Origin of the sequence: Nocardia sp. CA-107356 (genome assembly GCF_050946365.1) — a bacterium.
In the GTDB taxonomy this organism is placed as follows: Bacteria; Actinomycetota; Actinomycetes; order Mycobacteriales; family Mycobacteriaceae; genus Nocardia.
This window is the reverse complement of the sequence record NZ_CP191992.1, coordinates 4,531,814-4,556,030: the sequence shown is the minus strand read 5'-3', so window position 1 is coordinate 4,556,030 and position 24,217 is coordinate 4,531,814. Positions and strand designations below refer to the sequence as shown.

The following is a 24,217-nucleotide window of genomic DNA, read 5'->3' as shown; positions in this document are numbered from 1 at the left end:
CAGCCACTGTCCGCACGGCAGCGCCGATCACGAGCATTCCTCACCAGCGGCAGCTGGCACGTCGACGGCTTGTTCGTCGTCTCCTGCTGCATCTGCTACCGCTGTGTCCTGCCCAGGGGCTGTGTCTTGCCCGGGCGGTATGTCGTCTTCGGCCGGTGTGGTGGTACCGGTTCCCAGTGCTGCGCCCGCTGCGGCACCGACGGCCGCGCCCGCCACTCCTGCGGCGACCGTCAATGGGACTCCGACGACAGCGGCTCCGGCGATGCATCCTCCGAGCCCGCCGACAAACGCACCCAGTGGAGCTGCGACTCCCCCCGAGACCGCACCGCCGATGACACCGCCTGCGACACCGCCGATCGCCATCCCCGCAAAGCAGCCCGCCACACCGCCGACAAAGCCGCCAGCGTTCGCGCCAACAGCCCACCCTGCCGCTCCACCGACCATCGTCGCTGCCGCCTTGCGGTCGGACTCCTCGGTCGACAAGCCGAGAGCGTCGAATCCTGCCGCCGCCCACCATTCGGCTTTGTCTGCCAGATCCTGGCCAACAGCCTGGGCTTCCGGAGGAACCCAATCAGGTACGGGGAACTCTTCGGTGCCCACGCGCAGCGTGCGCTGGGGTGGTTCCGGTTCGGCGGGCTGCGCGGGTTGCTGGTCGCCGGGGGCGTCCTCTTCGTCTGGTTCGTCCTCTACCGCAGGCGTGGCAGGCGGCTGCACGAGGTGCTGCGGCTGGGTCTGCTGCACGGGTTGAGGCCGCGGCGGGTTCGGAATCAGATCGACAACAGTCGGTGTGTCCTTGGGCGCAGGTGGTGTCGGGGCCGTACTCAGGCCAGGTTGGCCCTGGCCCGGGCTCTCCAGGCCTGGCTGCTCGGCACGGGCCGGTCCAGCGATCAAGGCGGCCACTACAGGCAGCGCTGCGAACGCCAGCAAAGGGCGCTGTCGGATATTCATCGAGTCCTCATTCGCTTGATCTGGTGGGCCCACGCGAGTTCGCTTGTACCGGTGGGCGATTGCCGTGTGCACGGTCCCGTCTTCGGACGGCGCCCCCGATCACCGAGCCCTACTCGTGCTCGGTCGAGGCCGAGCCGGGGATAACGCTGCTCCGAGCTAGGGCCGTCGCAGCGGTGTGAACGGATCGGAAGCCATGTCGCCGACATCAATCGCCACGCATTCGGCGATCGTTTTCGCGGCGATGAGCTGCGACCCGTAGCTGCTCACAGACGCCATCCAACGACGTCCCGACTCGTGCCAGCGATAGCGCGCGGGCCAGATCATGTGGCCGGTGAGCCTTCGCGATCTCCAGCAGCCCGCCGACCAGCCGCACCAGCAGCAGCAGCGATTTGTCTGATGGATCGCTCGTGGCGCGGTCGAGTTGGGCCAGGCCGAATGCCACTCGACCGAGGTTCGGTCGAGCTCGGCGCCGGCGTGGGGCCACAGCGTCGTCCTCAGGTGGGAGGTGTTGCGCGCAACGCGCCAACTCGAGAGTGGCCGCCGTGAACGGTGCACCCGCCCGGTCTCCGACGCGGATCGACCACACGGCGAACACTCCAGCCAACCGGGCAGCGGCCCACGCCAGATCGTCCCCCGTCCAGGCTGGCCGTGAGCGAAGCTGGTCATTGAATTGCCCGGCATCGGCGAACATTCGTGACCACATCGCCGGATGCGACAGCAGGATTCGGTCCCGGTCGAACGCAGATGGACGGCGCACACCGTGCCATTCGCTGATAGCGTGGCGGCGCGAAAGGCGTCCGGGTTCCCACTGGCCACGCAGCGCCCTCAAAGACAGGTCGGTGCGAATTTCAGTATCGGAGCGCCGAAGACCCGACCCGCCCGCGACCTGCGCCACATACGTGCTCGGCATCCCATCGCTTCCGATTCCGATGGGCCACACAGGGATCCCGGATCGGCGCACTCGCCGAACGAACTCATCTTCCGACAGGCTCGCGACCGACGCGGCCCGCAGATACAGCTCGACTCGTGTCCAGGCTGCCGACTCGGATGCGCTCGGCGCGTGATGCGCCGTTTCTTTCGGCAGTGGTGGATTGTGTCCGACCTCGTTCATATCTCCGATGGCCTCATTTCGATGAACAGCGTTGATCTTCAACAGGTTTCAGCACTATCCGATCGAGTCATCACCGATGCGGTGGTCGTGGACTACCGGAGTCGCTCCCTGCGAAAACCACACTGCGGGGACACGTAAATTGGTTAGGCCACGATATGGATCGGCAAGTTGCCTGACTTCGTCGGCGCTACATCCGGACCCGCCACCAGCGAGATCCGGGAAACCCATCGAAATTAGGGCGCACTGCCCATACTATGCCGAGTTTCCTTTTGTCGCAATGGTTTCTGCGCCCCGTATCACTCGTCCATATGGGCGTCGTTGACTGCCATCCGCCTCTGACCGATTGGAGCCACTGCGCGCCGACGCCCGAAGTTTTTCGTTCACAGCGGGACTCATGTTGCCTGCCATTCAGCAGCGCTAATTGTCTGCGTCCACGCTGTATTCAGGTCTCCTGATCGCCTGTCGCAATCACTGATGGCCACGCGCTGATATCGCCTCGTCGCCAGCCGCGAGCACTGGCGCCACAGCTACGGCCAGTGTGCGACTTCAACTTTCCGGCATCGGTCAGCGATATCGGTGTTGAGTCGAGAATGATCGCTGCAGTGGGGATTCAGCCAGCAACGCGGTCATATCGGCCATAGCCGACGCTTTTGTCGGCACTGCGCGTCGAACATGGTGAGGCTGGCGCGGTCCAAATGTCCGGCGCACTGCGTTGCACGGGGAAGTATTTGTCGATATTCCAGAACTGTGATCGTGTGTGAACGGTGACGGCAGTGGAGATCGGGAGTTGCCGCATCGCGGAGTTCTGTTCGGGTTTCATTTGGTGTTGGGGAATCGGTGCCGCCAGTTGAGGATGTCGAGCCACCCGGTGATGTAGCTGTTGGCATCGATGGCGGCTGGTAACCCGGGGACATCGGCAGCGTCGACCAGATCTGACAGATGCTGGGTAAGGGTTGAATACCGGGTCGACAGTGCGTATTCCATGTCTAGGGCACGTTCCTTGGAAAGCTGGCCGCGTGCGGTGAACCAGGTCGCATGGGCATTGATTCGCTCCAGGCAGTAGACCGCTACCAGATCATCAGCTATTGCGACCGCTTCGGGATCCTTCACGGCAACAGCGCGTGCCGAGAGGGCATCCGCGGCCATTCGCTCCATAGTCGCGACATAGACCTCGGTTGCTGAGGAATCGGGGCGAAAAGAACTCGCCCCTGTCCGGGCCCTGTCTCGGGCTTCGGCCGTGATCGTCTGCTCACGTTCGTGGAGCATGCTGTGCCACCATGGCAACTGTTCGCCCCGCGGCTCGACGTACAGATCAGATGTGTCCATGCGCGATAGTGCGCGGCCGGTGGCAGCCTTGAGTGCAGGATTAGCGCCTTCGGCGATCCCGATGCCGGTGACCCGCAGAAGATAGTCCCCGATGAGGTTGGCTCCCGAAATCCCCTGTGCTCCACATACTTCGACGCAGGTCTCGAGAACAGTGTGAGCGGTTTCCGACGCGGCCGGTTTGATGAGCATGTCCAGAATCGCTGCACTCGGATCCCGTGCTTCGTGACGTGCCCGAGCAAGGTTCGTTAGCGCTGTGAGCGCGTACAGGCTCGCTGCGCAAGACACCAGAGACTCTTGTGCACCGTCGCGGTCGGCCAACAGGATCTCACCAGAGGTGGGCCGCTCATTGGCGTAACGGCATGTAATCGCCCACCCGGCGCGCGCGCTGGCCAGCGCGGCGCCTGCGAACAACACCCGCCCCGATCGCAGGGCTGCGGAGCTGAGGTGAAAACGCTCATGATGGCTGAGGTCGCAACGGAATTCGCCGTGCTCGTCGAATCCGGCCGAGGGCCCACTGAGGAGGGCATGTTCTGGCAGGACCATTGCATCGAAGCAGAAGGCGGCGTGGTCCATGGGCGGGCCGAGAGTTGTCGGTGGCAACGACACGATTTCGACAGCGTCAGCGACGCGATCGCCAGTCCGCAGGCGCACCACAAAGGGCCAGACACCTTCGTCGCGGCCATCAGCGATGAGACGGGCAAGCAGGACGAACGTTTTCGCGACCCCCGCCAACCCGACGTTCGGCCACATCTTGATCGCCTCGGCGCTGGGGGTGTGTAGCGTGATCTTCCGTGCGTCGCGGTGCCAGACTGCGATGGTCCCGAGCCCGAGAAGGTTGGTGCCGTAGCCGAGTTCGGTGGCCGCCAATCCTCCGACCGCGCGCACGTCGTCCAGTTCATCCAGGCAGCTGAGCTGATAGGGCTCGTCGGTGCCGAGTCTGTCGATGGTCCCGATACCGAGATTGAAGTGGTTCAAAAATGGCAGCAGCCTCGGCGCATGGACCGCTGCACCGTCATATATCGCGCACAGCAGCCCGAAATCCTGGGCTATTGCGCGTGAGGACCCGCCGAGTCCGGCGACAAGCTCACGGAGCAGCTCGTAACCGCGGCGGATTTCGTCACTGTGAGTTCGTCCGGGGACCGGGCGATCGTCCAGGGTTTGCAGCAGCGCGCGGACCCACGCACGCTGTTTCTGGTCATCGCCAGCGATGCACCGGCTCAATGCGATACTCGTTGGCCGCCTTGTTCGGCTGGAATGTACTGAGCGCCAATAAGATTTGCCGCCGCGGGTGGCGTGGGTGGTCATGAGTCTCCAAACGTCGTGTGGTGGCTGATCTGTGGGAATTGAGGGAGGTCGGTGACGTCGTCCGTCACCCGCGGTGGTGGACCGCGCGGGAGAAATAGCTCGCTCATTCGATCGAGCGGGGTCCTCCGGTCTGCAGCGACCGGGATCGCGCGCGACGCGATGGGCGGGGTGCTACCTCCGATATCGGTCGGCTATGTGAGTTGAGGTCGGTAGGTCGTCGGGAATCAGTACCTTTTGCTGCTCGGGTGGCCAGGCGAACGTCGAGGCAGGCTTGAGGCGAGATTCCGCGCGTGAGCACGGCGAGGTGGGCATGAACGCTCACCCAGGACGATGTGTCGAAGCGGAGGCGAAATCGGATGTCGGCCTGTTCGACGCCTGCCAGTAGCCGGGCGCGGGTGTGGGCCACTTCGGCGACATCATCGGGATGTGTCTCGGGGATCTCGCACATCCAGCGGTCCAGTGGGGGCGGACCGGTTTTGATCCACTGGTGCACCAAGCCCGTTGTGAGATCGGTGATCCCGACCGCGTGACGGGATTGGATCGGGAGGGTGCTCACCAATTTCGCGCACAGTGTTGGCGACGGGGCGTCGTGCTCATTGCTGATGGCATAAGCGATGGCGCGGATTGTCCGTCCATGCCCGTTGGGGACACTTGCGGCAGCGATGAAAAGGTTTCTGCGCGTATTCGTTGCGACGCCGGTTGTCACCACCGTTGCGCACCACAGTGTTGGCCCCTCGGGTGTTTCGTCGAACAGCCTCATCAGGCCGGCTGTGTCATCGGTACCTTCGAAGTGCCGCATCAGCTCCGGCAATGCCCGTGCTGGCGTCTTGATGGCGTCGGCGTCGATCAGATCCTCGAATGTTGAATCCGCCGTCGTGAAACCTTTCTGGCTCCGGCACATCAGCGTTCCGACACTGGGCCGGGGCGGAACAGGCTGGAACCGGGGTCCGCCCCACACGTGGACTGCGAATACCTCATTGTTCGGTCCGACCACGGGAACCGCGATGATCTGCATCCGCACACCGGAGGACAGGTTGCACGAACGGATCTGAGGTTCGCCGCTACTGATCGCCTGCCCGATCATCGGCACAAGATGCTGATTCATACTGCTGCTGCTGGCAATTCGAGTCCTGCTCAGGCGTGTCCATCGTCTGGGCTGCGCGCCCTCGGCGACGACCCACCAGGTCCTCCGATCCGCCAATGTCGCGACCAATACCCACGGATTGGCAGTGCCTGGACCGTCGCCGGATTCGTCGCGATCAGTTCGATCCGATATTGCGGTGTGCTGGGCTTGGGGCCTCGAGGCATTCATCTGCGCCTACCGCTGTGCGATGTCGACGCACAGAATCGGCCGCTACGGCGGACAGGTGCACCCAGTCGGCGGGGTCGATGACCGTGTACTGCTACGCCCACGTTGCCGATGACAACCAGCGTGGAAATCGCGGCGGGAATGACGAACTGGATCGCCATGCTCATCGCCTCTGCATCATCGTCGCCGAGAACGCGCAGACAGCACCCTTCGAGCCGCCCGAACCGGGGTGCGCCGCTGAGTGTGCAACGTCGACTACGTCCAGGCGGCGCGGGCCACGCACCGCAATCACTGACATGACCACCACCACGACTGCCAACGTGGCCGCCACAATGACTGCAATATTGTCGTGGCTCATCGCTGTCCGCCCGCAGACGTAGCATCGCTGCCTATGTCAGCAGCGACTTCGACGGCGGATGTCAGCGCAGGCGAAGGTGCGTTCAAGGGTTTGTACCGAGCGATGGACGACACGATTGCCGCGGCCGCGCGGTCGGGATCCGACAGCGGCATGGAATGACCCGCGTCCTCGAGGTGATACAGGACTGCGCCAGATATCCGGGTGGCCAGATACTGAGTTTGTGCCGCAGGGACCACCTTGTCGTACTCGGCCGTTATCAGCTGCACCCGAATTTCGTTCAGTCCATCCACTATCGGTGTGGCCAGCCGGAATTTCGTGACCGCGGTGCAGATGTCAGCGGTGACTCGCGGATCGACTGGCTCGGTGCTCGGAATCAGTTGGGCTCGACCGGGTTTGGCGTGGGTGGCGAGGCTGCGGAGTCGCGCTGCCAGAACGCGGTGTCCGGCCGCGTTGACCGCGTCCAGTGGGCCGCGACGGCGCATCCACCGCAACGTGGCGGAGGCGGGTCGGAACGTCCGCAACGCTGGCCACCATGGTTCTTCACCGGATGCCCCGAACAGCACGATGTGAACGATCCGCGACGCCTGCTGCCGATGGCGGCCAACGTATTCCAGGACGGTGAAGCATCCGATGGAATGGGCGACCAGCACAATCTGGCCGGGGACGTGGTCGATCACGCAGGCCAAATCGTCTGCGAGCCGCCCGAAGTCGGCATCGGATCGTCGATTCGGCCTGTCAGAGCGACCGTGCCCGCGCGCGTCGAAGGCGATGTGTGACGCCCAGTGCCCGGTCAACGGCGTCAGGGCCTCGATCAGCGGCTCCCAGAAGGTCTTGTCCGCGAGAAGACCGTGAATATAGATGACAGTCACCGCGGGAGCTGGACTTGTCACTTCGGTCGCGTCGAGCCGAAGACCATCCTCGGAGTGCACGCTCAGTGGCCGGATGTGAATTCTGATGCTGGTCAAGACGTTCTCCTGTGAGCGGTGACCACGAGCTGTGATCCATGGGCGGGGACGTGGGTGATATTGCGGACGTGGTGGCGTTCGGGTGCCGCGCCAGCGGGCAGCGACAGGGTGTAGCGGCTCAACACCTCGCGCAGCACGCAGTGAGCTTCGAGCAATGCGAACTGCGCGCCGAGGCAGCGGCGCACCCCTCCACCGAACGCGTACCAAGCGTGCGTAGGGACTTGCCCGGTGAGGAAACGCTCCGGGCGAAAAAGTGTTGGGTCGTCGTAGTTTTCGGGGTCACGGTGGGTGAGCAGCGAACTGGTCGTGACGTAGATCCCGGCGGGGAGTCTCCAGTCACCGATTTGCAGGTCGGTCGTCAGTCGCCGATAGGTGCCGCCGATAATGGTGTGCAGCCGCAGGCCTTCTTTGAACACCGCATCCACGTACTTGTCGTCGCCCCCGGCGACAGAGCGACGTGCTTTGTCCTGGATGACCGGGTGAGCGGCCAGTTCGTGCAGGGTCCAGGCCAGCGCGCTGGCGGTCGTCTCGTGGCCAGCCAACAGCAGAGTGATGAGCTGATCGCGAATCTCGGTGTCCGTCAACGCCACGTCGGTCGCCGCGTCGCCGGTGCCGACAGCCAGGAGCCGCGACAGTACGTCGGTGCGCTCTGCCACCCCTGGATCGGCGCGGCGTTCGGCTATCTCCTCATCGAGCAGAACGTTGATCTGGGCTTCGATGCGCTGATAGCTGGCCCACGGACCGAATCGGCGCAACCGCGGCCAATTCAGCCCTGCCAATACGAGCGGGTGAATCGTGACGACTCGCTCGATCAGCGGTGTGATCTGGCTTCGGCGAACGGGATCGGTCAACCCGAACACGACCCGCAGGATCGTTTCCAGAGCAAATGCGTTCATCCGCTCCAGGCCCGCTACATGTCCGCGCTCGTGTCCGGCCCACGCGTCGAGTTCTGATTCGGCGATCTCCTGGATCGCGGCGCGGTAGCAGCGAAGGGCCGCACCGTTGAACGCGGGCATGAGCAGGCGACGCAATCGCGCATGATCAGTCTCGTCGGCCACCATGACACTGGTGGATCCGAGGAGCCCGGAGATCAGATGATTGCCCTCACCGCCGTGGACCTCGGTCGAGGTGGCTGCGAAGACCTTTCGGACGTGCTCCGGTTTCGACACGACCACCAACTCGTCGGCATACGGCGGTACCCGGATCGCGAACACATCGCCGTGCCGGTTCATCAGCCGTCGCAGCCACCACGCCCGCCGCCGCGCATACAGCAGCGACTGGATCACAACAGGCAATCGAGAGCCAGGGGGGAAATCGGTGGCATGCGAGGCCACAGCAACAGGTTTCCGGGTCATCAGAGCCTCCTTCGGCTGGTGTTCTCAGAGCTCGACGGTGCCGGTGAGGAGGTCGACTGCCCGACCGCGGCGACATCGGTGCCACCACGGCGAGCTATCAGCGTTGTCGACAGGAGTGCCGCGGCAGCAGTCACGGCGGCGAGCAGCCCGAAAAGTTCGTGGACGGAGCTGAGGACGTCCCGGCCTGGCACGAGAATCGCCGAAACGACCGCTACGCCCAGGGCACCGCCGCTCTGGCGCGCAGCCAACATCAGTCCCATCCCCGCCGACGAGTGACTCACGGGCACCGTGGCCGCGGTGATCACCGACAGCCCGATGATCACCACACTGGCTCCGCCGCCTTGTGCGATCGCCACCACGACCCACAGCCCCCAACTACGGTGCGGGCCAAGGGCGCTGGCTATCACCACGAACGCGGCAGTTACCACCACAAACCCGCCAGCGCAGTACCATCGCGCCGTCACCGCAGTCGCGGCACGGCCCACCACGGCCGCCGCCATGGCGGCCGCTCCACCGACACCGACGCAGGCCGCGCTCTGCAGCAAACTCAGGTGCCATACGCTGACGAAGAACATCGGGATTGCCAGCAGGTAGGCGAACAACGCGAACCCGAGCGCCACGGAGGCCACGGTGTTCAGCGCGAAACACCGTGAGCGCCACAAGCTCACCGCTAGGGCAGGCTGTGGGTGGTGGCTGCGTCGCACTACCCAGAGCGAGGCCACGATTCCTGTGGCGCCCACCGCAAGGGTAAGCGGGCTGGTGTAGCCCCAACGGTGGCCTTCAGTAATGGCTGCGACGAGGGCGGCGATTCCAGCCGACAGAATGACCGCGCCCGTCACATCGGGCAGACCTCGGTCTCGCCTCGTTGTGGCGGGCAGGACATAAGCCCCCAGTGCGAACAGGGCGACACCGAAAGGAATGTTGAGCGCGAATATGCTTCGCCATCCCCAAACGTCGACGAGCAGCGCCCCGATCGCGGGACCAGCAGTTCCCGCCAACGCCCCGGAGGCGGACCACGCGCCGATCACTCGACTTGCCTTCGCCGGTCCAGCAGCGGTCAGCATCGCACCGAGCGCTGACGGCAACAGCAACGCACCCGCCCCGCCTTGTGCGAAGCGCGCAGCGATGAGCCAACCGGCCGTCGGCGCAACCGCGCACAGCAGCGATGCCGCTGTGAACGCGCCCAGCCCTGCCAACATCACTCGCCGATGTCCCATGGTGTCCGCCAGATGACCGGCAGCGGCCAACAGTCCGGCGAAGGTGATCGCATAACCGCTGACCACCCACGTCAGCGTCGCAGGAGCGACGCCGGGAAACGCCGAAGCTATCGGCGCGAAGGTCATGTTGACGATGGCGGCATCCAGAAAGCTCAAAAACGATGCACCGCAACCGAGTACCAGCACCGCCCGGCTTATCACCAGACCAGTGGGACGGCGGTCGGCGTTGGTCATTCCCATGACGCTTCAGCTTCTGTGATGCTATGGCGCAGCGAATCAGCCGCCACCGTCGGGCCAAGGGCATTAGCCGACACCGACGCCGCGGTCATGATCGGCTCCCGATGTCGTAGGCGACGGCGGTGAGCCACGCGGCACCGGAAGCCAGTTGCCCCCTCGCGGCGTAACCGTTGTGGCGTGCGACGGTGTCCGCGAAATGTAGCCAAACGAGCGGATTCGCCAGGGCGGCATTGTCGGCCAGTAACTGTGCCCACGCGGCCCCAAGTTGCCCAACCAGTCTGGGCAGCAAGATCAGGGGGTTGCTCGCGACGGCGGCAGTGACCTCACTCCACCGGGCCGCTGCGGTGTCGGCGTCTTGTGGTGATGGTGCCGCTGTTCGTGGGTCAGCTGCATCGATCAAACGCGTCGAAAGAGATTGCTGCGGAATGTAGTCGACGTTGCCGCCGCCGACTTGGAAGTCGTTGAGGACAATGGTGGTCCAAGCATCGCCCAGAGCGTCGGACAACAGCGCACTGATCGATGCGATTGCGCTGATCGGGTCATTCAAGTTGGCTTGGGCTGCGATCTCGGCGCCGATCCGCAGCAGCGCGGCATTATCCGGCGCCGAGCACGCCAGATCACCGTCGACACAGATGTCGATGACGCGGCCTGCGAGCATGCCGTACCCGACGCCTGTGCTGGCAATCCCGCTACCACTGGCCGGTCCGCTGATGATCTGTATCCGCGACACGGCATCGCCGTTCGTACCCGGTGCCGGGTCGGGCACGGCTTGTCCTGGCCGACCCGGGAAGGTTGGGCTGCCCTCGAGCCGAGTCGGATTGGAGTACATCGCGATCGCAGCGATCTTCTCCGGCGGCACGGGCCCAACTCCCGCGCCGACATCCTGTGCGAACGCCGACATCGCCTGTGCGCCTTGGGAATAGGCAACTCCAGCGATCAAACTACCTGGACACTCCGCGACAACCTGCGCGGCCGCGGCGTCGAGCTGGTTGCGTGCATCGCGCACCGACGCCGCATAAGGATCTGGCCCACCACCGGGCACGATCCCGCCAAACCCAGCCCGATAGCTGATGTAGCTGCGCTGCACCAGCCCAGGCGCCGCAGCCAGAACCGGAGCCATCAGCGTGCCGAGCACACCGCTATCGGCCAAGGGGTCCGCGGTCGGTGACGATTGGCCAGTGCCCTGGATGCCAATGACATAAAGGGCCGGGCAAGCTGCGATCGGCACCGCGTAGGCACTGCCGGCAGCGGAGGTCGTGGTCAGGATCGCCGTCGCAGTCAATGTCAAGACAGTGGCCACAGCTCGTCCTGGTCCGACTCTGGAGGTCGACGGCTTCCCCGCACAAACCCGCTTGCCACGATCGCGGAGTTTGCTCATTTGGCTTCCACTTCCGCCACAAGACCTTGATGCGAGGTTCCGGCCAGGAACAGGCAGCCACATTCGCCGTGATCGGATATGATGGCGCCGAAACCTTCTACTATGCTGTCTATTTCGTTGACAGCACCGAATCGGTCACTGCGAGCTGACAGTAGGTGCATCGATTCGTCGTCCGCGGGGCATATCCCGACAGATCTGCTGTGGATTCCAAGATGTTCGTTCGTGGCGATAGAGCGCAGCAACGGTCGTCCTCACTGTGTGGGTGCGCACAACCGTCACCTGTTGCGACTGCCGCATACAGCTATCGCCAGCGACGATGTCGACAGACTCGGCGAAACATGTTGTGCAGAAGGGGCTTTCAGAAAGTCCAAGATCCCCTACGAATGCAGAACAGCGGCTCGCCGTATCGCATGCACGGAAATACACCGCCGAGAGATACCCCAGATCGGCGAGCCAATTGATTCTGAATACCGCCGAGAACACGGCGGAAGTCCTTGCGCGGTAAGCACGTGCGAGAAGGACACGGCCCTTGCGGCGCATTTCGTGGGGGAAGTTATACGCCGCAAAGGCCGGTCACATGCCTGTCGCAAACCGTGGTGAAGCTACGGGATCAGCGACAGGACGAATCCGGCCAAGTTGGCCAGCGTGTTGAGCACATAAGCGCCGTTCGCCAGGATGCCCGATCCCGCGCTCAGTCCGTTCAAGATGTCCATTGGTTCCCCTCCCTCCAGGTCCCTCAGTCCGTGTTGACATGAAGGACGCTACGTGGAGATGACTTCAAATGCAAGCAATATTGGACATTTCAAGTCACTAGAGGACAGCGCGAGACGACTCATATGCCCTGAGATGATTCGACATGACTGCTAAGGTGGACAAATGGATACGCGTGGGGAGAAGAGCGCGGCCGAGGAGACATCCGCGGATGCTGTCTCATCATCGGGTGATGCGGATGGCTCGCGTCAGGTGTTGCTTTCGCCCGATGAGCTCAAGAAGTACGGGCAGATCCTGAGGCAGCGACGAGAACACCTTGGACTCACGGTGGTCGAAGCTGCCCGTCTCGGCAAGGTGTCGCGACAGACCATGCACGACATCGAGGCTGGGAAGAAGGCACCCGGGCGCGGAGACACTTGCAGACGACTCGATAAGGCCTACCGCTATGTGCCGGGCTCGGTTTTGAACCTCTACAACTTCAAACAGCTGCCCGTCAACGCCGATGACCCGGTCCCCGCACCACCGCCGCGCGTGCCTACGACCGACTTTCGCGCTGAGCTCCCCCTCAAAGCCCTCATCGAGCTGGTAGAGGCCGACCAGCGACTCGAGAAGATGGCGCAATCCAGCGATGACCCCGAGTTGAGGGAGCTGCGGCAGGCGATCGGTCGTAGTACCGATCGCTTACTGCGCGCATTCGTCGTCTCGCAGGTCGAAGGCCGCCGCGCGGCCGGTCACGATGATGGCGAGTTCATCGCGACCCTCCTAGCCGTACAAGTACGACCGCCGATCGCCGACGACGAACAAGACCGCGATGAATCGGCCTACCTCCGATGGCTACTCGGACGGCCCGAGCACATACCTCCAGAAGATCAGGCACGCTACGCCGAACAATTCGCAAACCGCACGCAGGGAAGATGATGCTGACACTCGAGATCAAGCTGAACCGACTGTTCCAGCTTAGGCACGACTACGGCCAACCCGAACGCACCACCGATGATGTCGCCCGGACGGTGTCCCGGCGAATCGGCACAGCGGTCCGGGGTGCGATGCTCAGCGAGGCTCGCTCTGGACAGCTCACGAACTTGCCTGTCGAAATCGCCGAGGGACTTTCCGCTGAGTTCGGCGTAGACCCCATCTATCTGACAAACGATGAAGGTCCCGAGGTCAATCAGATCGACCTCTTCATCCAAATATTCATCCTGCTACGTGATCGTGGGCTGCATATCGCAGGCAGGGCATTCAGCTCATATGACCTGGACACCCTCGAACAGATCCTCGAAGTACTCAAGGAACCCACATCCCAGGAAACGGCTTCGGTGCGCAACACGGCGTAGCCCACCGAAGCACATCGACTGATCTTGAAGGTCCTAAGGAGAACTACCCATATCGAGTCGGGTCCAGGCCTTCGCGATGGCGAGCACAGCGCGCTCATCTGTCGGCCATGCCGGACTGACGGCATCTGCCGCGGCCCCGGACTCTGCGCGATCAACCGCCTCTGCAACTGCGCGAGCCCATGCTGCCTCGTCGTTTGCATGACCGGATAAGTTGAGGATCGGGGCCAGCGCCACGATCGCGTCCTCGATTTCGACACGCATCCTGTGTTCTACAACGATCGCCGATCGTAGGTGCCCAGAGTTACCCAGCCGAACCTCCGGCACGACCGCCGTCAGTGCCGTCCACAGCGGCTCCAAGATTCGCGAACGCCTCTCAGCACCGTGCGAACCTCCTGGCGACAACCGCGCGACCTCGCAGGTCATGAGCGCAAGCTGGGTGCCGATCGTCTCCGCCTGGATCTCGGACTCAGAGTCAAGGGAATCTCGCTGCATAGCAGCAGCGAGCGCTGCCGCGTCCAGACTCGTCGCAAACAGACCTGGGCTGCTCTGGAACCTCCTGCCTCCCAAGTGATCACAGAGGACATGACCGAATTCGTGCATCGTCTGCTGGATCTGATGCCGAAGTGACCGCCGCCCGTCGTATCGAACCACGAGGCGATCCTCGAGTAACAGCAATGCCGCGCTTTTTGGTCGCGAACCCATCGTCGTTCGCCATGCAGCAACGTCTATCTGCAAGCCGGTCTGCTCGCCGAACCAATCACAGATTTCGTCAACTTTCCACAACCCCGGTCCAGGCAAACTCACCATCGGATGCGGCAGACTGCCTGATCGGCGAGCGCCGCCACCCACGGTTGCCGGGCCCCGGCCAAAAATACTGTGTGACAGGACTTCTCGCGGGCACACTGGGGGGTGGCGAGCGTGCCTGGCGCACCCAGGTTCCACTGCAGCGTCATGGGCTCGCCTGGGCGACGAAAGACCATCTTCAGCTTTGAGTTTGCTCTCCGAACCTGTTGGGCGGTCACGCCAAGCCCCCGCCCAATGCCTGCAGTCCAGATATTCACTTTCCCGCTCACCGATGGAGACGTCGATGGCAGACGGACCCGGTCCTCGTCCAACGCTACGCAATTGATTGCTCCCCCGAGCACCACAGAGTGGATACGACTAATTCGATTGCGGTCATCTGGTCCGAGGATGAAGCAGTAGCCCGCACAGCTCACCGCACGCACCAGGCCGAGCAGATCACGGGTCGAACAGACTTGAGCTGAATTTCGAACCCCAGTTTCGGCCGCGGCCCGACCGATACTTCGAATGGCCAATTCTCGAACTCAGGTCAGCACTACCCGGGACTGTCCGAATGGGCTGGCTGCTGTATTCGCGGCCACAGTTGCTCCGGCGAGTCGTAGCAACGAAACAGTCCCAGCACACCACCTCCAAACACGCCAAAGCCCGGCGAGCCGACGCTGCTACCGCGACGACCGTGGCGAGCACAAACAGCACCAAGCCAGCACCAAAGGCACAGCCCCGGACCACCGGGTGTAGGTATCTACAGCTGCCGTGCCCAGGACCAGTGCCCGCTGCTATCGATACCGTCGTGGCCGCACTACAAGGCCCTGCAATCCCAAAGCTGACCCATACCGCAAGGTGTTTGGCGTGTAGCCCGGCCAGTCGCCGGGACTGCTTCCTAGCGACATGCGGGAATCGAGCTGCGCGGCCACGCGCTTCAGGTGATCTCGTGCGATGCGTGAGTCGGGATATCACAGCCACGCCTCTCGTGCGGGCTGGACCGTTTTGGCCGCCACCATTACTCGATACGCAGCTGCTTTCCGAGCGCACTCGTCGCGGCGGCATGACCGGTGCAGGCGGCATTCACGCTGTGCCTCCGGGAGCGTGAATGCCCGATCCGGGGCGCTGTGGCTCAAGATCATCGGCAGGACAGATTGACAGGTGGCGGCTATCGATCCGATAGATCTGCTCGACCGGGGTACAGCTGTCGTGGTCGGTGCAACGCCAGCGAGCACGACGAACAGGCCCAGCAGAGGGCCTATTACCGCGATAACCACAACGACCGTCCACACCGAGTCCCATCCTGACATCGCGATCACCACCCTCCGGCACGCCGATTACAGAGACGGTGCCGCGATGTCGAGCGGCCGCATATCGTGATCATGGCAACGCCCTCGCTGGGACCGCTGCGACACCGGCCGTGCAGGGCCACAATTCCTCTGGCGAGGTCGTGGCGACGGCGCACGCCCGGCCCACAGCCTCCAGGCAGTTGCGCCCCTGCAGATCGGTCAGGTACCGGTGGTGGGGCACCACCACGGCGTCGGCGCGGTGGTGGTGCACCTGGTTCAGTAGGTGTTCGATCGGATCGGTGATCGTGTCGGTCTTCGGCTGTAGACCCACCGGCCCCAGAACAGCGGCCATTCGCCACTGGTACTGGAGGGCGATCGCGCGGATCTCCATCTCTTCCGCGTCGACGACCGCCTGCGCGGCCGCGCGATTCCCGGTTGCGCGCAGGTCTGGGCGCAGCAGTCCGACGACGATGGGGTGCGGATGCTGTGTCGCCAGCGCGCTCAACGGCCACGGTCCCCGTTCACACGTGGACCGCATCGGCGCGGCGGCACAGGTGTCAATGAGACCGCATTCGGTGGGCATACGGCCTGTGCCGACGTCGTCGGCGAGCAGCAATGCGCCAGAAGAAACGGCGTGATGGCGGGTTTGGGAGATCACGTCAACACCGCATCCTTGAACGTCGCGATTGCTGTGGCCAGCTCGTCCGCTCCACACCGGAAACCGATGTGCCCGTCCGGCCGGGTCAGAACCAGCGTGTCCTTGTCGTGGTGGCCGTAGCGGTCGAAAATCCCGGGATTGTCGGCGACGTGAGCACCGGCCGGAGCATTCGCCCCCGCTTCGGGTGGTGCGATCACTTCGGTTCGCATCAGATCGTGGAAGGGCGCAACGGCTTTGGCGACATCGTCGGCCACTGTGGAGTGTGGGCGGGCCTGTAGCACCATCAGGGTGTAGTCGGGGTGGGCCAGCAAATCGTGCACGCCCCTTGTCGAGGTGATGGGGGTATTGGGGGCGCGGTCCCCGGCGGTGAGACCGGCAAGCGGTGTCAGACCGGGCTGAGCGATGACGTCACGGTAGTGAAAGCCCAGTCCCGCAATCAGCTCGGCGGCCTTGGAATGGAAGTCCGGCTCCCGCATGATTCTGAGGCGAGCCTCGATACTGTGACCGTGGAACATGATGGCACGCAACATGTCCGTGGCCTCACCCACCTGGTCAGCGATCGGGAGCCGTTCGGCCTCGTAGGTGTCCAACAGCGATTCCGGGGCGCGGCCGCCCAAGACGGCGGCCAGCTTCCAGCCCAGGTTGAACGCAGCTTGAATACAGGTGTTCATCCCCACGCCACCGGTCGGGGGATAGACGTGCGCCGAATCGCCGACAAGCAGGGCCCGTCCGCGGCGGAAAGCGTTCGCCCTGCGGGCCATGATGTCGAACTCGGTGCACCACTTCAGCTCGCCGAGGACTGTATCGGGCAGCCAGGAGCTAACAACGCGTTGGAACGCCGCACGGGTGGCGATGGGATCGGGGTGGGCGTTGGCCCGGGGAGCGTCACGCTTATCGCTGATCAGCCCGCGGTAGGCCGACGGCAGCTCGGTGATGAGCAGCATCTCTTCGGGGTCGACCCGGTATTCGATCCATTCGCTGCACCCTTGGGGCGGATTGCGCATGTACACGTCCATCATCCGGAACCGTGTCCCTGTATAGGAGATGCCATCGAAGCCGAATCCGCTCAGAGTGCGGACGGTGCTGTTCACTCCGTCACACCCGACCACCCATCCCGGGGTGGTCACTTCCCGGCCGCTGCGCCGAGCGTTCTGATGGTGCAGGACGGCGGTGATCCGGCCGTCAGGGTCAGTCGTGATGGACTCCAGCTCGGTGCCCCACTCGATCGTGCCGCCGAGCCGTTCGAACGCTTCCCGCAGTATCGCCTCGGTGTCTTGCTGCTCGACGATGAGGATGTACGGGTTCGGGGTGTCGAGCTCGGTGAAGTCGATGTACTCGGCGGTCTCCACGCCGCGGAAGAAAATCGCCATACCCCGGTGCTTCTTCCCGACGTCGAGGAAAGGTGCCAGAAGGTTGCGCAGGTTGAGTAACTCCGCAGATCGAGGCTGGACGGTGAACGCGCGCGAGTTGTCGGCGGGGCGCAACCGCTTGTCGACGAGACGGCACGGCAACCCTTGGGACAATAATTCGATGCCGATGATCAGTCCGGTGGGGCCAGCGCCCACGATGAGCGTCGCATCGCACGAAGTAACGGATCGTGACAGAGACATGGAATTCCTTTGCGCCATGCCGGACTCCCGGTGAACATGTGATCGGCAAACCGGGATCGGATTTCATCTGATGGTCGAAATGAAAAGTCTTTATTTCGTCGATGCTCGCGCGTTTCTCCTGGTAGAGGCTGCTTTGTGTTGACGACACGACTGTCACATAGTCTGGATAAATTTGAAATGGGGGAACCCCCACGCATCCCCCAGAAAACCACCCATTCATTACTCACCCATCCGTCACGAATTTATTCCTGTACCTGGCGGTTTGATCCACCGCCGGACCAGCGAAGGCACCGAAAATTCGTCGAGCAGGCAGTCGGGCAGCACAGCTCGATGCCCGCGCGGTCAGACGCGCATGGGTGGACGTGGGGGTGCGTATTGAGGATCGCCGGGCGAATTCCGGCACGGTGCGTCGTGTCCGTTTCGTGGTGGTGAAGGCGAGAATGCCCGGCATTGATGGGCCGTCCGCGTGTCACGTCACATGAGCCGCTGAAACGGCAGCACGCATCGCTGACCGAGTACAGTCGGCGAGCCCGTCGTAACTCCCCCGTGCACCACCGGTGCCCGCACCGGCTACCTCGACTACGGAACGCCACCCGAATTGCATTGCACTACGCGCAGGCGCCCAGAGTTGAAACCAAGTACGTTCAGTGACCGCGCCATCACACGCTCGCGTGCGCTACTGCATGTCCACCCTGCCGATCACAAGACCCGCACTAAGAAGACTTTCCCGTCCGGCTCTACAGGCCATCTGCGACACCAACTACCGAGGAATCTCGGCATTGGCCGGGATCCGGGCGAGTCGGTACAGACGAATTCCGACATCACCCTCAGCCGATTCGCGCAGGAGCCGGACCAGGAGGTCAGGACCGTCGGGGCGAATGCCCCGACGGCGCTCTTGGGCTCGGCGGTGTCGAGATTCGTCTGCACATCGCGTCCCGCCGCGTGGCAGAACGGTGTCCGAAATGGTCTGTAATCGGTGCCGGAATTCACCTGTCTAGCCACCCGTCACTGGCTCACGCGCCCTGCCCCGATCCCCGTGGTGGGCATGGACCGTCTTCCCAGTTGGGCTGCCAAAGATGAGTCGCCCCGACGACGACGGCCGCGATGCCGCTATTTACGAGGCCGGGCACTGTGGTGCCCATCTGGACGCGGCTTGTGGCCCGCCGGAATGTATTCGTGGACGTGCCCCCGCGACGAAATGCCCAGCTTGTTGAGTATCGCCTGAACTTGCTTTTCGACAGTCTTGTGGGTTGTGCCACGGAGGTCGGCAATTTTGGGATTGCTGTGACCTGCCGCGATCAGAACTGCGACGTCCTTCTCTGCCCGGCTCAAACTACCCCAGGGCCCCAGCGCCGGATCGGTGGCGGTCTCACTCAGTGCGGGTGAGGGGTCGAGGATCAGGTCGCCCAATGCAAGCCGATGCACGTCGTCGCTGAACGGACGCAGGTCCCGCTCACCGCGGTTCATTTGGGCGATGAAGACGACGTCGCCGAGTACTCCACGCGCGGTCTTGATCGCGTCGTGGCATGCGACCGCGAATGTACCCATGGCGCCGATGTCGACACCCAAGTTGGACCGCAGAGTCTTGACACCTCCCGCGAGGTGGGCGATTTCAGTGGCGACAAGCACAGGATCAGCGGTGCCGCCGTCGATGATCGCCGCCAGGGCCCAGCACCGCAGTTCGATCGACCATGCCGCACCCCACTGATCGCCGATGTCCATTTGGTCCCTGAGCGTGCCGCGCAGGACCTCCGCCGCTTCGATGGGATCGCCATGTTTGGTCAGTGTCACGGCCCACGCCAGCAAAGCCCAGGATGTCACCCACTTCGCTCCTGACTGGCGGGCACGCTCCACCGTGTCACAGGAGATCTCGATGGCGCGGTCGCCGGTCTCGTCAAGCAGAGCCGCAGCCAAACCGGCGAACATACCGGCCAGGACGGCGGCACCGTAGTCGCCACTGTCGAGGAATTTTCGACGTGCCCGCAGCAGCACGGCGACAGCCAAGGGATCCTGGTCAGCCATGAACATCCGCGTCCCCAACACCAAATCAAGGACGGCGGACAGGTCCTCGAGTGCCGCAGGATTGCGCCGCCAGTCGGTACCATCCGGTACGTAGGAGATGATGCATTCCTCAAAGAGGCTCGTGGCCTCGTCGGATTGGCCTTGCCGGACGAGCATCCACGCTACGGCCGATTTGGCCTCGAGCTGGACATCGGCGGGCTGCGGCGTCAGCTTCTGGCTCGCTTTCAGACACCGGTCGGTCCAGCGCGAGACCTCGCGGATCGAACCCTGCAGGAAGGGCTCCCGCACCCGAATCAGATCGCGGCAGATCTCCAAACCCACGAGGGCCTCGCCAGGCGTGGTGGTGCTGTTCTCGATCGCGGTGACGATGTTGGGCCACGCTGCCCTGATCCCGTCCAGCAACTCGCGCTCGGCCGGGCTGAACCAATGGTGTGCGGCGTCGGCAACTGTGTCCCGGTAGTAGTGCAGGTGTCGACGGGCCAAGCGGACGCGTTCATCGGGACCGCGTTGCGTGAGCCGGTCCCCCGCGAACAGCCGCAGACTCTCCAACAGGGAGTATCGAACGGCGCTGCTGGTGATGTGGATCGTGACAAGCGACTGGTCGACGAGTCGCTCGAGAAGTCCTTCGATCTCGTGCCTCGGTAGCGTCACCTGCCCGTCGTCACTGCTCTGCTGCTCGTCAGCGCAGACCGCTTCGATCGCCTCGATGTCCGCACCCACTGCGGTGGTGCTGCCTGGGTCGCTCTCGGTACCGCCTCCCGCCGCCGCGAACACCGACAGCCGTTCGAACAACAACTTTTCCATGTCGCCGAGCAGGTTGTAGGACCAGGCGATGACATTGGAAACCCTGTGATGGCGCGTGTCGACTCCCGAACGTGGCCCGGACGTCCATCCCAGCCGCCTATCGCCTGGACGTCCAGTGAGCTCGTCACGGAGACCTCTCAGAGACTGATGCCGCATCCTCGCCGCCGCCAACATGATGAAAAGGGGAAAGGCACCGACGTGGGCGCAGATCTCAGCAACAACACCTTCCTCGCTTGGGCGAATCGGGGCGCAGCCGGTGAGATTGGCACGCTGCAAGAACAGGGCCACAGCGTCGGCTTCTGGTAGCTGCTTGACAGGGATCAGACGCTCGTCGATCCATCCTGTCGGGCAGCGGCTGGTAGCCAGGATGATCAGCCCCGGGACGGCATCGAGCAGAGACGGGATCAAAATCCGCAAGCCGTTGAGCACGTGTTCACAGTTGTCCAGCACGAGAACAACGCGCCGACTACACCCCAGCTCGTCTGATTGGTCGAGGCGCTCGACCAACGCGTCCCACGCATCCTTCCGCGAGTAGTCGGCCCCGATCACCGCGTCCGCGGTTTCCCTCTCCACCGCCGCGTAGTCAGACTCAATCGCCGCGTCGTCCAACTCCACCACTGCGGAGTCCGACTCCACAGGCAGTCGCGCCAGTCGTACCCAATGCACCTGAACACCGCGGGCCGCGGCCAGGCTGCCAGCCTCGGCCGCTAGACGGCTCTTCCCGATTCCCCCAGGACCGACCAGAGTGATCATCCGATCTGATCCGCCCCTGAGCAGGCCACTGATGAGCTGCAAGTCTTCCGCACGTCCGACGAAGCTCTGGCCCCGCGTCGGAACTGCGCTCCCCACCCCAGGTTTAGTCACCCACTGACTATAACGTCAAAGCGGCCGAGCGGTATTCAAACAATTCTCACCGGACTCACCCATCCCCGCCAGTGGATGGTTTATGGGTGACTAATGGGGGACCCCCATTACCGTAGCACCCTATGGGGGTGCGCACTCCCCAGCCAACGCGCGAAACGATTCATCCGATTTCGGGCCGACGATGGACAAACGCCCCGAAAAGCGCGGCACTCTGGGCCTTCTCGTTGCATTGAGAGGCGCCACTTCCCTGGTGAGCCGTTGCCGGTCACCGTCGTGAACGGATTCGAAAATGAATTGATAAATATGGGGGTGCGTTTTGGGTAGGTCACCCATTCCGGTAGCGACCGTGGGTATGGCAAGGTGCTGTTCGGCCGCCGAAACAATTGCGTTCGATTTCGCACAAGTGACGAGACCAATACCAGGCCCGTGCACGCTTGGACGCTGTCCAAAAGGGGAATTATGTTGAGTTGTCCTGTGGCCCATGGGTCTCCTGTCGACACGGACGACGACCGTTTTTCGCTCGCCGATGAGACGTACACCAGCGATCCGCATGCAGCACTCGAGCAGCTGCGGGAAAAGTACGGGGCGCTGGCACCGATCAACTTGGCGGAGGGCGTACCGGCCACTCTCGTGCTCGGCTACCGGGCAGCGGTGCGGATCCTCTTCGACCCCGAACACTTTCCGGCCAATCCACGCCAGTGGGAGGCGACTGTCGCCGAGGACTGTCCCCTGCTGCCGATGCTGGCGTGGCGGCCTGCCGCGCGGTACACCGACGGGACCGAGCACGCTGGGTTGCGGGAGGTATCCCGCGCCGCCATCGACCCAGTCGACCTGTACGCGATGCATGCCACCGTCGAAGATCTCGCCACTGCAATCGTCAACACCTGGATCGAGGCAGGAAGCGCCGACCTCGCAAGCCAGTATGCGCTCCCGCTGGTCTTTGCCGTACTCAACAATCTCATCGGCTGCCCTACGGATATCGGGAAACGAGTCACCGCTGGCATGGCCGCCCGCTTCGACAGCACCGCTTCAGCAGAGCGGGGCATGAACATGCTCATCGATGCGCTGAGCGAATTGGTGCAGCACAAGCGCGACCAGCCCGGCGACGACATGACCACGCGGCTGATCGACCATCCGCTCAAACTGAGCGACGAGAAAATCGTCGCCCAGCTGGCGAGCTTCTATGGCGCCGGCATCGAGGCGACACGCAACCTGATCCTCAACGCCGTGTACCTGCTGCTAACCGACGACTCATTCGGCGGCAGCGTACTCGGTGGCAACCTGTCCCCCCGCGACGCCGTCGACTGGGTGCTGTTCAACAACCCGCCCATGGTCAACTTCTGCATCACCTACCCGAAGCAGCCGGTCCTAGTCGACAACACCTGGCTGCCCGCACACCAGCCGGTCGTCATCTGCATTCTCGCCTGCAATCTCGATCCGGACGCCGATGGCGAGCTGAGCATTGCTGGCCCTCACACCGATCCAGACGCCGTTGATCGCACCGGCAACCGGTCCCATCTCGCGTTCGGCACCGGCAACCACGCTTGCCCTGCCCGAGACGTGGCGTACCAGCTCGCGGTCGACGCACTCGTCTACCTGCTTGACCTGGTCCCCGAGATCAGGCTGGCCAAACCCGCCGAGGAGTTGGGGTTGCGGCCAGGCCCGTTTCAGCGGGCGCTTGAGGCGCTACCGGTCGTGTTCCCCCGCGCCAAACCGATCCTTCAGGCACAGCGGACCAGACCGCGAGATTCCCAACCGACGAGAGGGTGACGAAGACATGCAGAACGGGAGACCAAGTGAAACCGCGAGAGCTATCGGCCACATTAGGGCCCGTCACCAGACAGCCGAGAACGGATTGATATTCAATGATCCACTGGCCGTGCCGATCCTCGGTGAACCAGTCCTGCCCGAAACAGACCTCGACCGCGGGCTCCACCCAGACGTAGTTCGTCGCCGAAGGCTGTACATCGCAGCACGCTCGCGATTTGCCGACGACTGCGCGGCAGCCGCCATCGCCAGGGGAACCGAACAGGTGGTGATCCTCGGTGCCGGACTCGATACGGCCCCGTACCGCAATGCCCACAAGAATGTCCAATTCTTCGAGGTCGATCATCCCGACACCCAAACCTGGAAACATCACCTACTCAGGAAGTCCGGGATCGTGATTCCGGACTCGCTGACCTTCGTCCCCATCGATTTCGACCAGTCCACACTCGCGGACGGACTCGCCGAGGCAGGCCTCGACCGCACCCGCAGTGCGGCGTACATCTGGCTCGGTGTATCGGTCTATCTGACCAGACCCGCAGTCGATGCCACCCTCAGCTACATCACCGACCACGCAGGGTCGGAAGTTGTCTTGGACTACTTCTACCCCGTTACCTCGACACCACGTGAGCACACGACTGACCAGCTTCAGGCGCGCGCCGAAAGTACCGCACGCCTTGGGGAACCGTGGCATACCTTCTTCACCGCCGACGAAATCAGCTCCCTCCTAAAGTCTTTCGGCTATAAGCAGATCGTCGACCAGTCGGGATCAGAGCTGGTGGCAACCTACGATGATCGGGCAATTGCCCGCCCGACAGAATCGGGACCACACGTGATCCACGCCTACGCGGCTTGACTTCACCAACAGG

16 protein-coding genes are annotated in these 24,217 nt (G+C 63.4%); 4 read left to right on the top strand and 12 right to left on the bottom strand.

Features of this window, described 5'->3' with window-relative positions; translation table 11 throughout:
* Positions 1–27: 27 nt before the first annotated feature.
* The 8 genes from ACQP1G_RS20380 to ACQP1G_RS20345 form a co-directional block, all read right to left on the bottom strand.
* A complete protein-coding gene (locus tag ACQP1G_RS20380; RefSeq protein ID WP_433206610.1) occupies positions 28–948 on the bottom strand; it encodes a hypothetical protein in 921 nt (306 codons plus the stop codon).
* A gap of 205 nt (positions 949–1,153) precedes the next feature.
* Complete coding sequence (locus tag ACQP1G_RS20375; protein ID WP_433206607.1) at positions 1,154–1,390, bottom strand: hypothetical protein; 237 nt, start codon at positions 1,388–1,390, stop codon at positions 1,154–1,156.
* Positions 1,391–2,875: 1,485 nt separating this feature from the next.
* Positions 2,876–4,252 carry an acyl-CoA dehydrogenase family protein gene (locus ACQP1G_RS20370; RefSeq protein ID WP_433206605.1) on the bottom strand — a complete coding sequence of 459 codons (1,377 nt, stop codon included), beginning with the start codon at positions 4,250–4,252 and terminating at the stop codon, positions 2,876–2,878.
* Positions 4,253–4,793: 541 nt separating this feature from the next.
* Positions 4,794–6,002, bottom strand: coding sequence for a GAF domain-containing protein (locus ACQP1G_RS20365; RefSeq protein WP_433206602.1), 1,209 nt, complete (start codon positions 6,000–6,002; stop codon positions 4,794–4,796).
* 351 nt (positions 6,003–6,353) lie between these two features.
* Positions 6,354–7,322, bottom strand: coding sequence for an alpha/beta fold hydrolase (locus tag ACQP1G_RS20360; RefSeq protein ID WP_433206599.1), 969 nt, complete (start codon positions 7,320–7,322; stop codon positions 6,354–6,356).
* Positions 7,319–8,677: a cytochrome P450 gene (locus tag ACQP1G_RS20355; RefSeq protein ID WP_433206596.1), complete on the bottom strand. Its 1,359-nt coding sequence runs from the start codon at positions 8,675–8,677 to the stop codon at positions 7,319–7,321. Before ACQP1G_RS20355 ends, ACQP1G_RS20360 begins: the two co-directional genes overlap by 4 nt.
* Positions 8,677–10,128: an MFS transporter gene (locus tag ACQP1G_RS20350; protein WP_433206593.1), complete on the bottom strand. Its 1,452-nt coding sequence runs from the start codon at positions 10,126–10,128 to the stop codon at positions 8,677–8,679. Before ACQP1G_RS20350 ends, ACQP1G_RS20355 begins: the two co-directional genes overlap by 1 nt.
* A gap of 91 nt (positions 10,129–10,219) precedes the next feature.
* Positions 10,220–11,431: a cutinase family protein gene (locus ACQP1G_RS20345; protein ID WP_433206590.1), complete on the bottom strand. Its 1,212-nt coding sequence runs from the start codon at positions 11,429–11,431 to the stop codon at positions 10,220–10,222.
* 954 nt (positions 11,432–12,385) lie between these two features.
* On the opposite strand from ACQP1G_RS20345, the gene ACQP1G_RS20340 reads away from it, so the two are divergent.
* Both ACQP1G_RS20340 and ACQP1G_RS20335 read left to right on the top strand, forming a co-directional pair.
* A complete protein-coding gene (locus tag ACQP1G_RS20340; RefSeq protein ID WP_433206587.1) occupies positions 12,386–13,138 on the top strand; it encodes a helix-turn-helix transcriptional regulator in 753 nt (250 codons plus the stop codon).
* Positions 13,135–13,554 carry a hypothetical protein gene (locus ACQP1G_RS20335; protein ID WP_433206584.1) on the top strand — a complete coding sequence of 140 codons (420 nt, stop codon included), beginning with the start codon at positions 13,135–13,137 and terminating at the stop codon, positions 13,552–13,554. Before ACQP1G_RS20340 ends, ACQP1G_RS20335 begins: the two co-directional genes overlap by 4 nt.
* Positions 13,555–13,587: 33 nt before the next feature.
* Here ACQP1G_RS20335 and ACQP1G_RS20330 read toward each other — a convergent pair whose 3' ends face one another.
* The 4 genes from ACQP1G_RS20330 to ACQP1G_RS20315 form a co-directional block, all read right to left on the bottom strand.
* Positions 13,588–14,361 (bottom strand): DUF6545 domain-containing protein, encoded by a 774-nt coding sequence (locus ACQP1G_RS20330; RefSeq protein ID WP_433206581.1) that lies wholly within the window; start codon positions 14,359–14,361, stop codon positions 13,588–13,590.
* Between the two features lie 1,356 nt (positions 14,362–15,717).
* On the bottom strand, positions 15,718–16,284 hold the full coding sequence (locus tag ACQP1G_RS20325; RefSeq protein WP_433206578.1) for a hypothetical protein: 567 nt from the start codon (positions 16,282–16,284) through the stop codon (positions 15,718–15,720).
* On the bottom strand, positions 16,281–17,894 hold the full coding sequence (locus ACQP1G_RS20320) for an FAD-dependent monooxygenase (RefSeq protein WP_433206575.1): 1,614 nt from the start codon (positions 17,892–17,894) through the stop codon (positions 16,281–16,283). The genes ACQP1G_RS20325 and ACQP1G_RS20320 overlap by 4 nt, the downstream gene beginning before the upstream one ends.
* A 1,110-nt stretch (positions 17,895–19,004) precedes the next feature.
* The gene (locus ACQP1G_RS20315) at positions 19,005–21,569 is read right to left on the bottom strand and encodes a helix-turn-helix transcriptional regulator (protein ID WP_433208684.1); all 2,565 of its coding nucleotides are present in this window, start codon (positions 21,567–21,569) and stop codon (positions 19,005–19,007) included.
* Positions 21,570–21,944: 375 nt separating this feature from the next.
* Here ACQP1G_RS20315 and ACQP1G_RS20310 point away from each other — a divergent pair, with 375 nt between their 5' ends.
* A complete protein-coding gene (locus ACQP1G_RS20310; RefSeq protein WP_433206572.1) occupies positions 21,945–23,354 on the top strand; it encodes a cytochrome P450 in 1,410 nt (469 codons plus the stop codon).
* Between the two features lie 7 nt (positions 23,355–23,361).
* The gene (locus tag ACQP1G_RS20305; protein WP_433206569.1) at positions 23,362–24,204 is read left to right on the top strand and encodes a class I SAM-dependent methyltransferase; all 843 of its coding nucleotides are present in this window, start codon (positions 23,362–23,364) and stop codon (positions 24,202–24,204) included.
* Positions 24,205–24,217: the final 13 nt, after the last annotated feature.

Coding starts and splice junctions, on each gene's coding strand:
- ACQP1G_RS20305 (WP_433206569.1), top strand. CDS start 23,362: ATGCAGAACGGGAGACCAAGTGAAACCGCGAGAGCTATCGGCCACATT.
- ACQP1G_RS20355 (WP_433206596.1), bottom strand. CDS start 8,677: ATGACCCGGAAACCTGTTGCTGTGGCCTCGCATGCCACCGATTTCCCC.
- ACQP1G_RS20365 (WP_433206602.1), bottom strand. CDS start 6,002: ATGAATGCCTCGAGGCCCCAAGCCCAGCACACCGCAATATCGGATCGA.
- ACQP1G_RS20330 (WP_433206581.1), bottom strand. CDS start 14,361: ATGGTGAGTTTGCCTGGACCGGGGTTGTGGAAAGTTGACGAAATCTGT.
- ACQP1G_RS20380 (WP_433206610.1), bottom strand. CDS start 948: ATGAATATCCGACAGCGCCCTTTGCTGGCGTTCGCAGCGCTGCCTGTA.
- ACQP1G_RS20320 (WP_433206575.1), bottom strand. CDS start 17,894: ATGTCTCTGTCACGATCCGTTACTTCGTGCGATGCGACGCTCATCGTG.
- ACQP1G_RS20340 (WP_433206587.1), top strand. CDS start 12,386: ATGGATACGCGTGGGGAGAAGAGCGCGGCCGAGGAGACATCCGCGGAT.
- ACQP1G_RS20350 (WP_433206593.1), bottom strand. CDS start 10,128: ATGACCAACGCCGACCGCCGTCCCACTGGTCTGGTGATAAGCCGGGCG.
- ACQP1G_RS20335 (WP_433206584.1), top strand. CDS start 13,135: ATGATGCTGACACTCGAGATCAAGCTGAACCGACTGTTCCAGCTTAGG.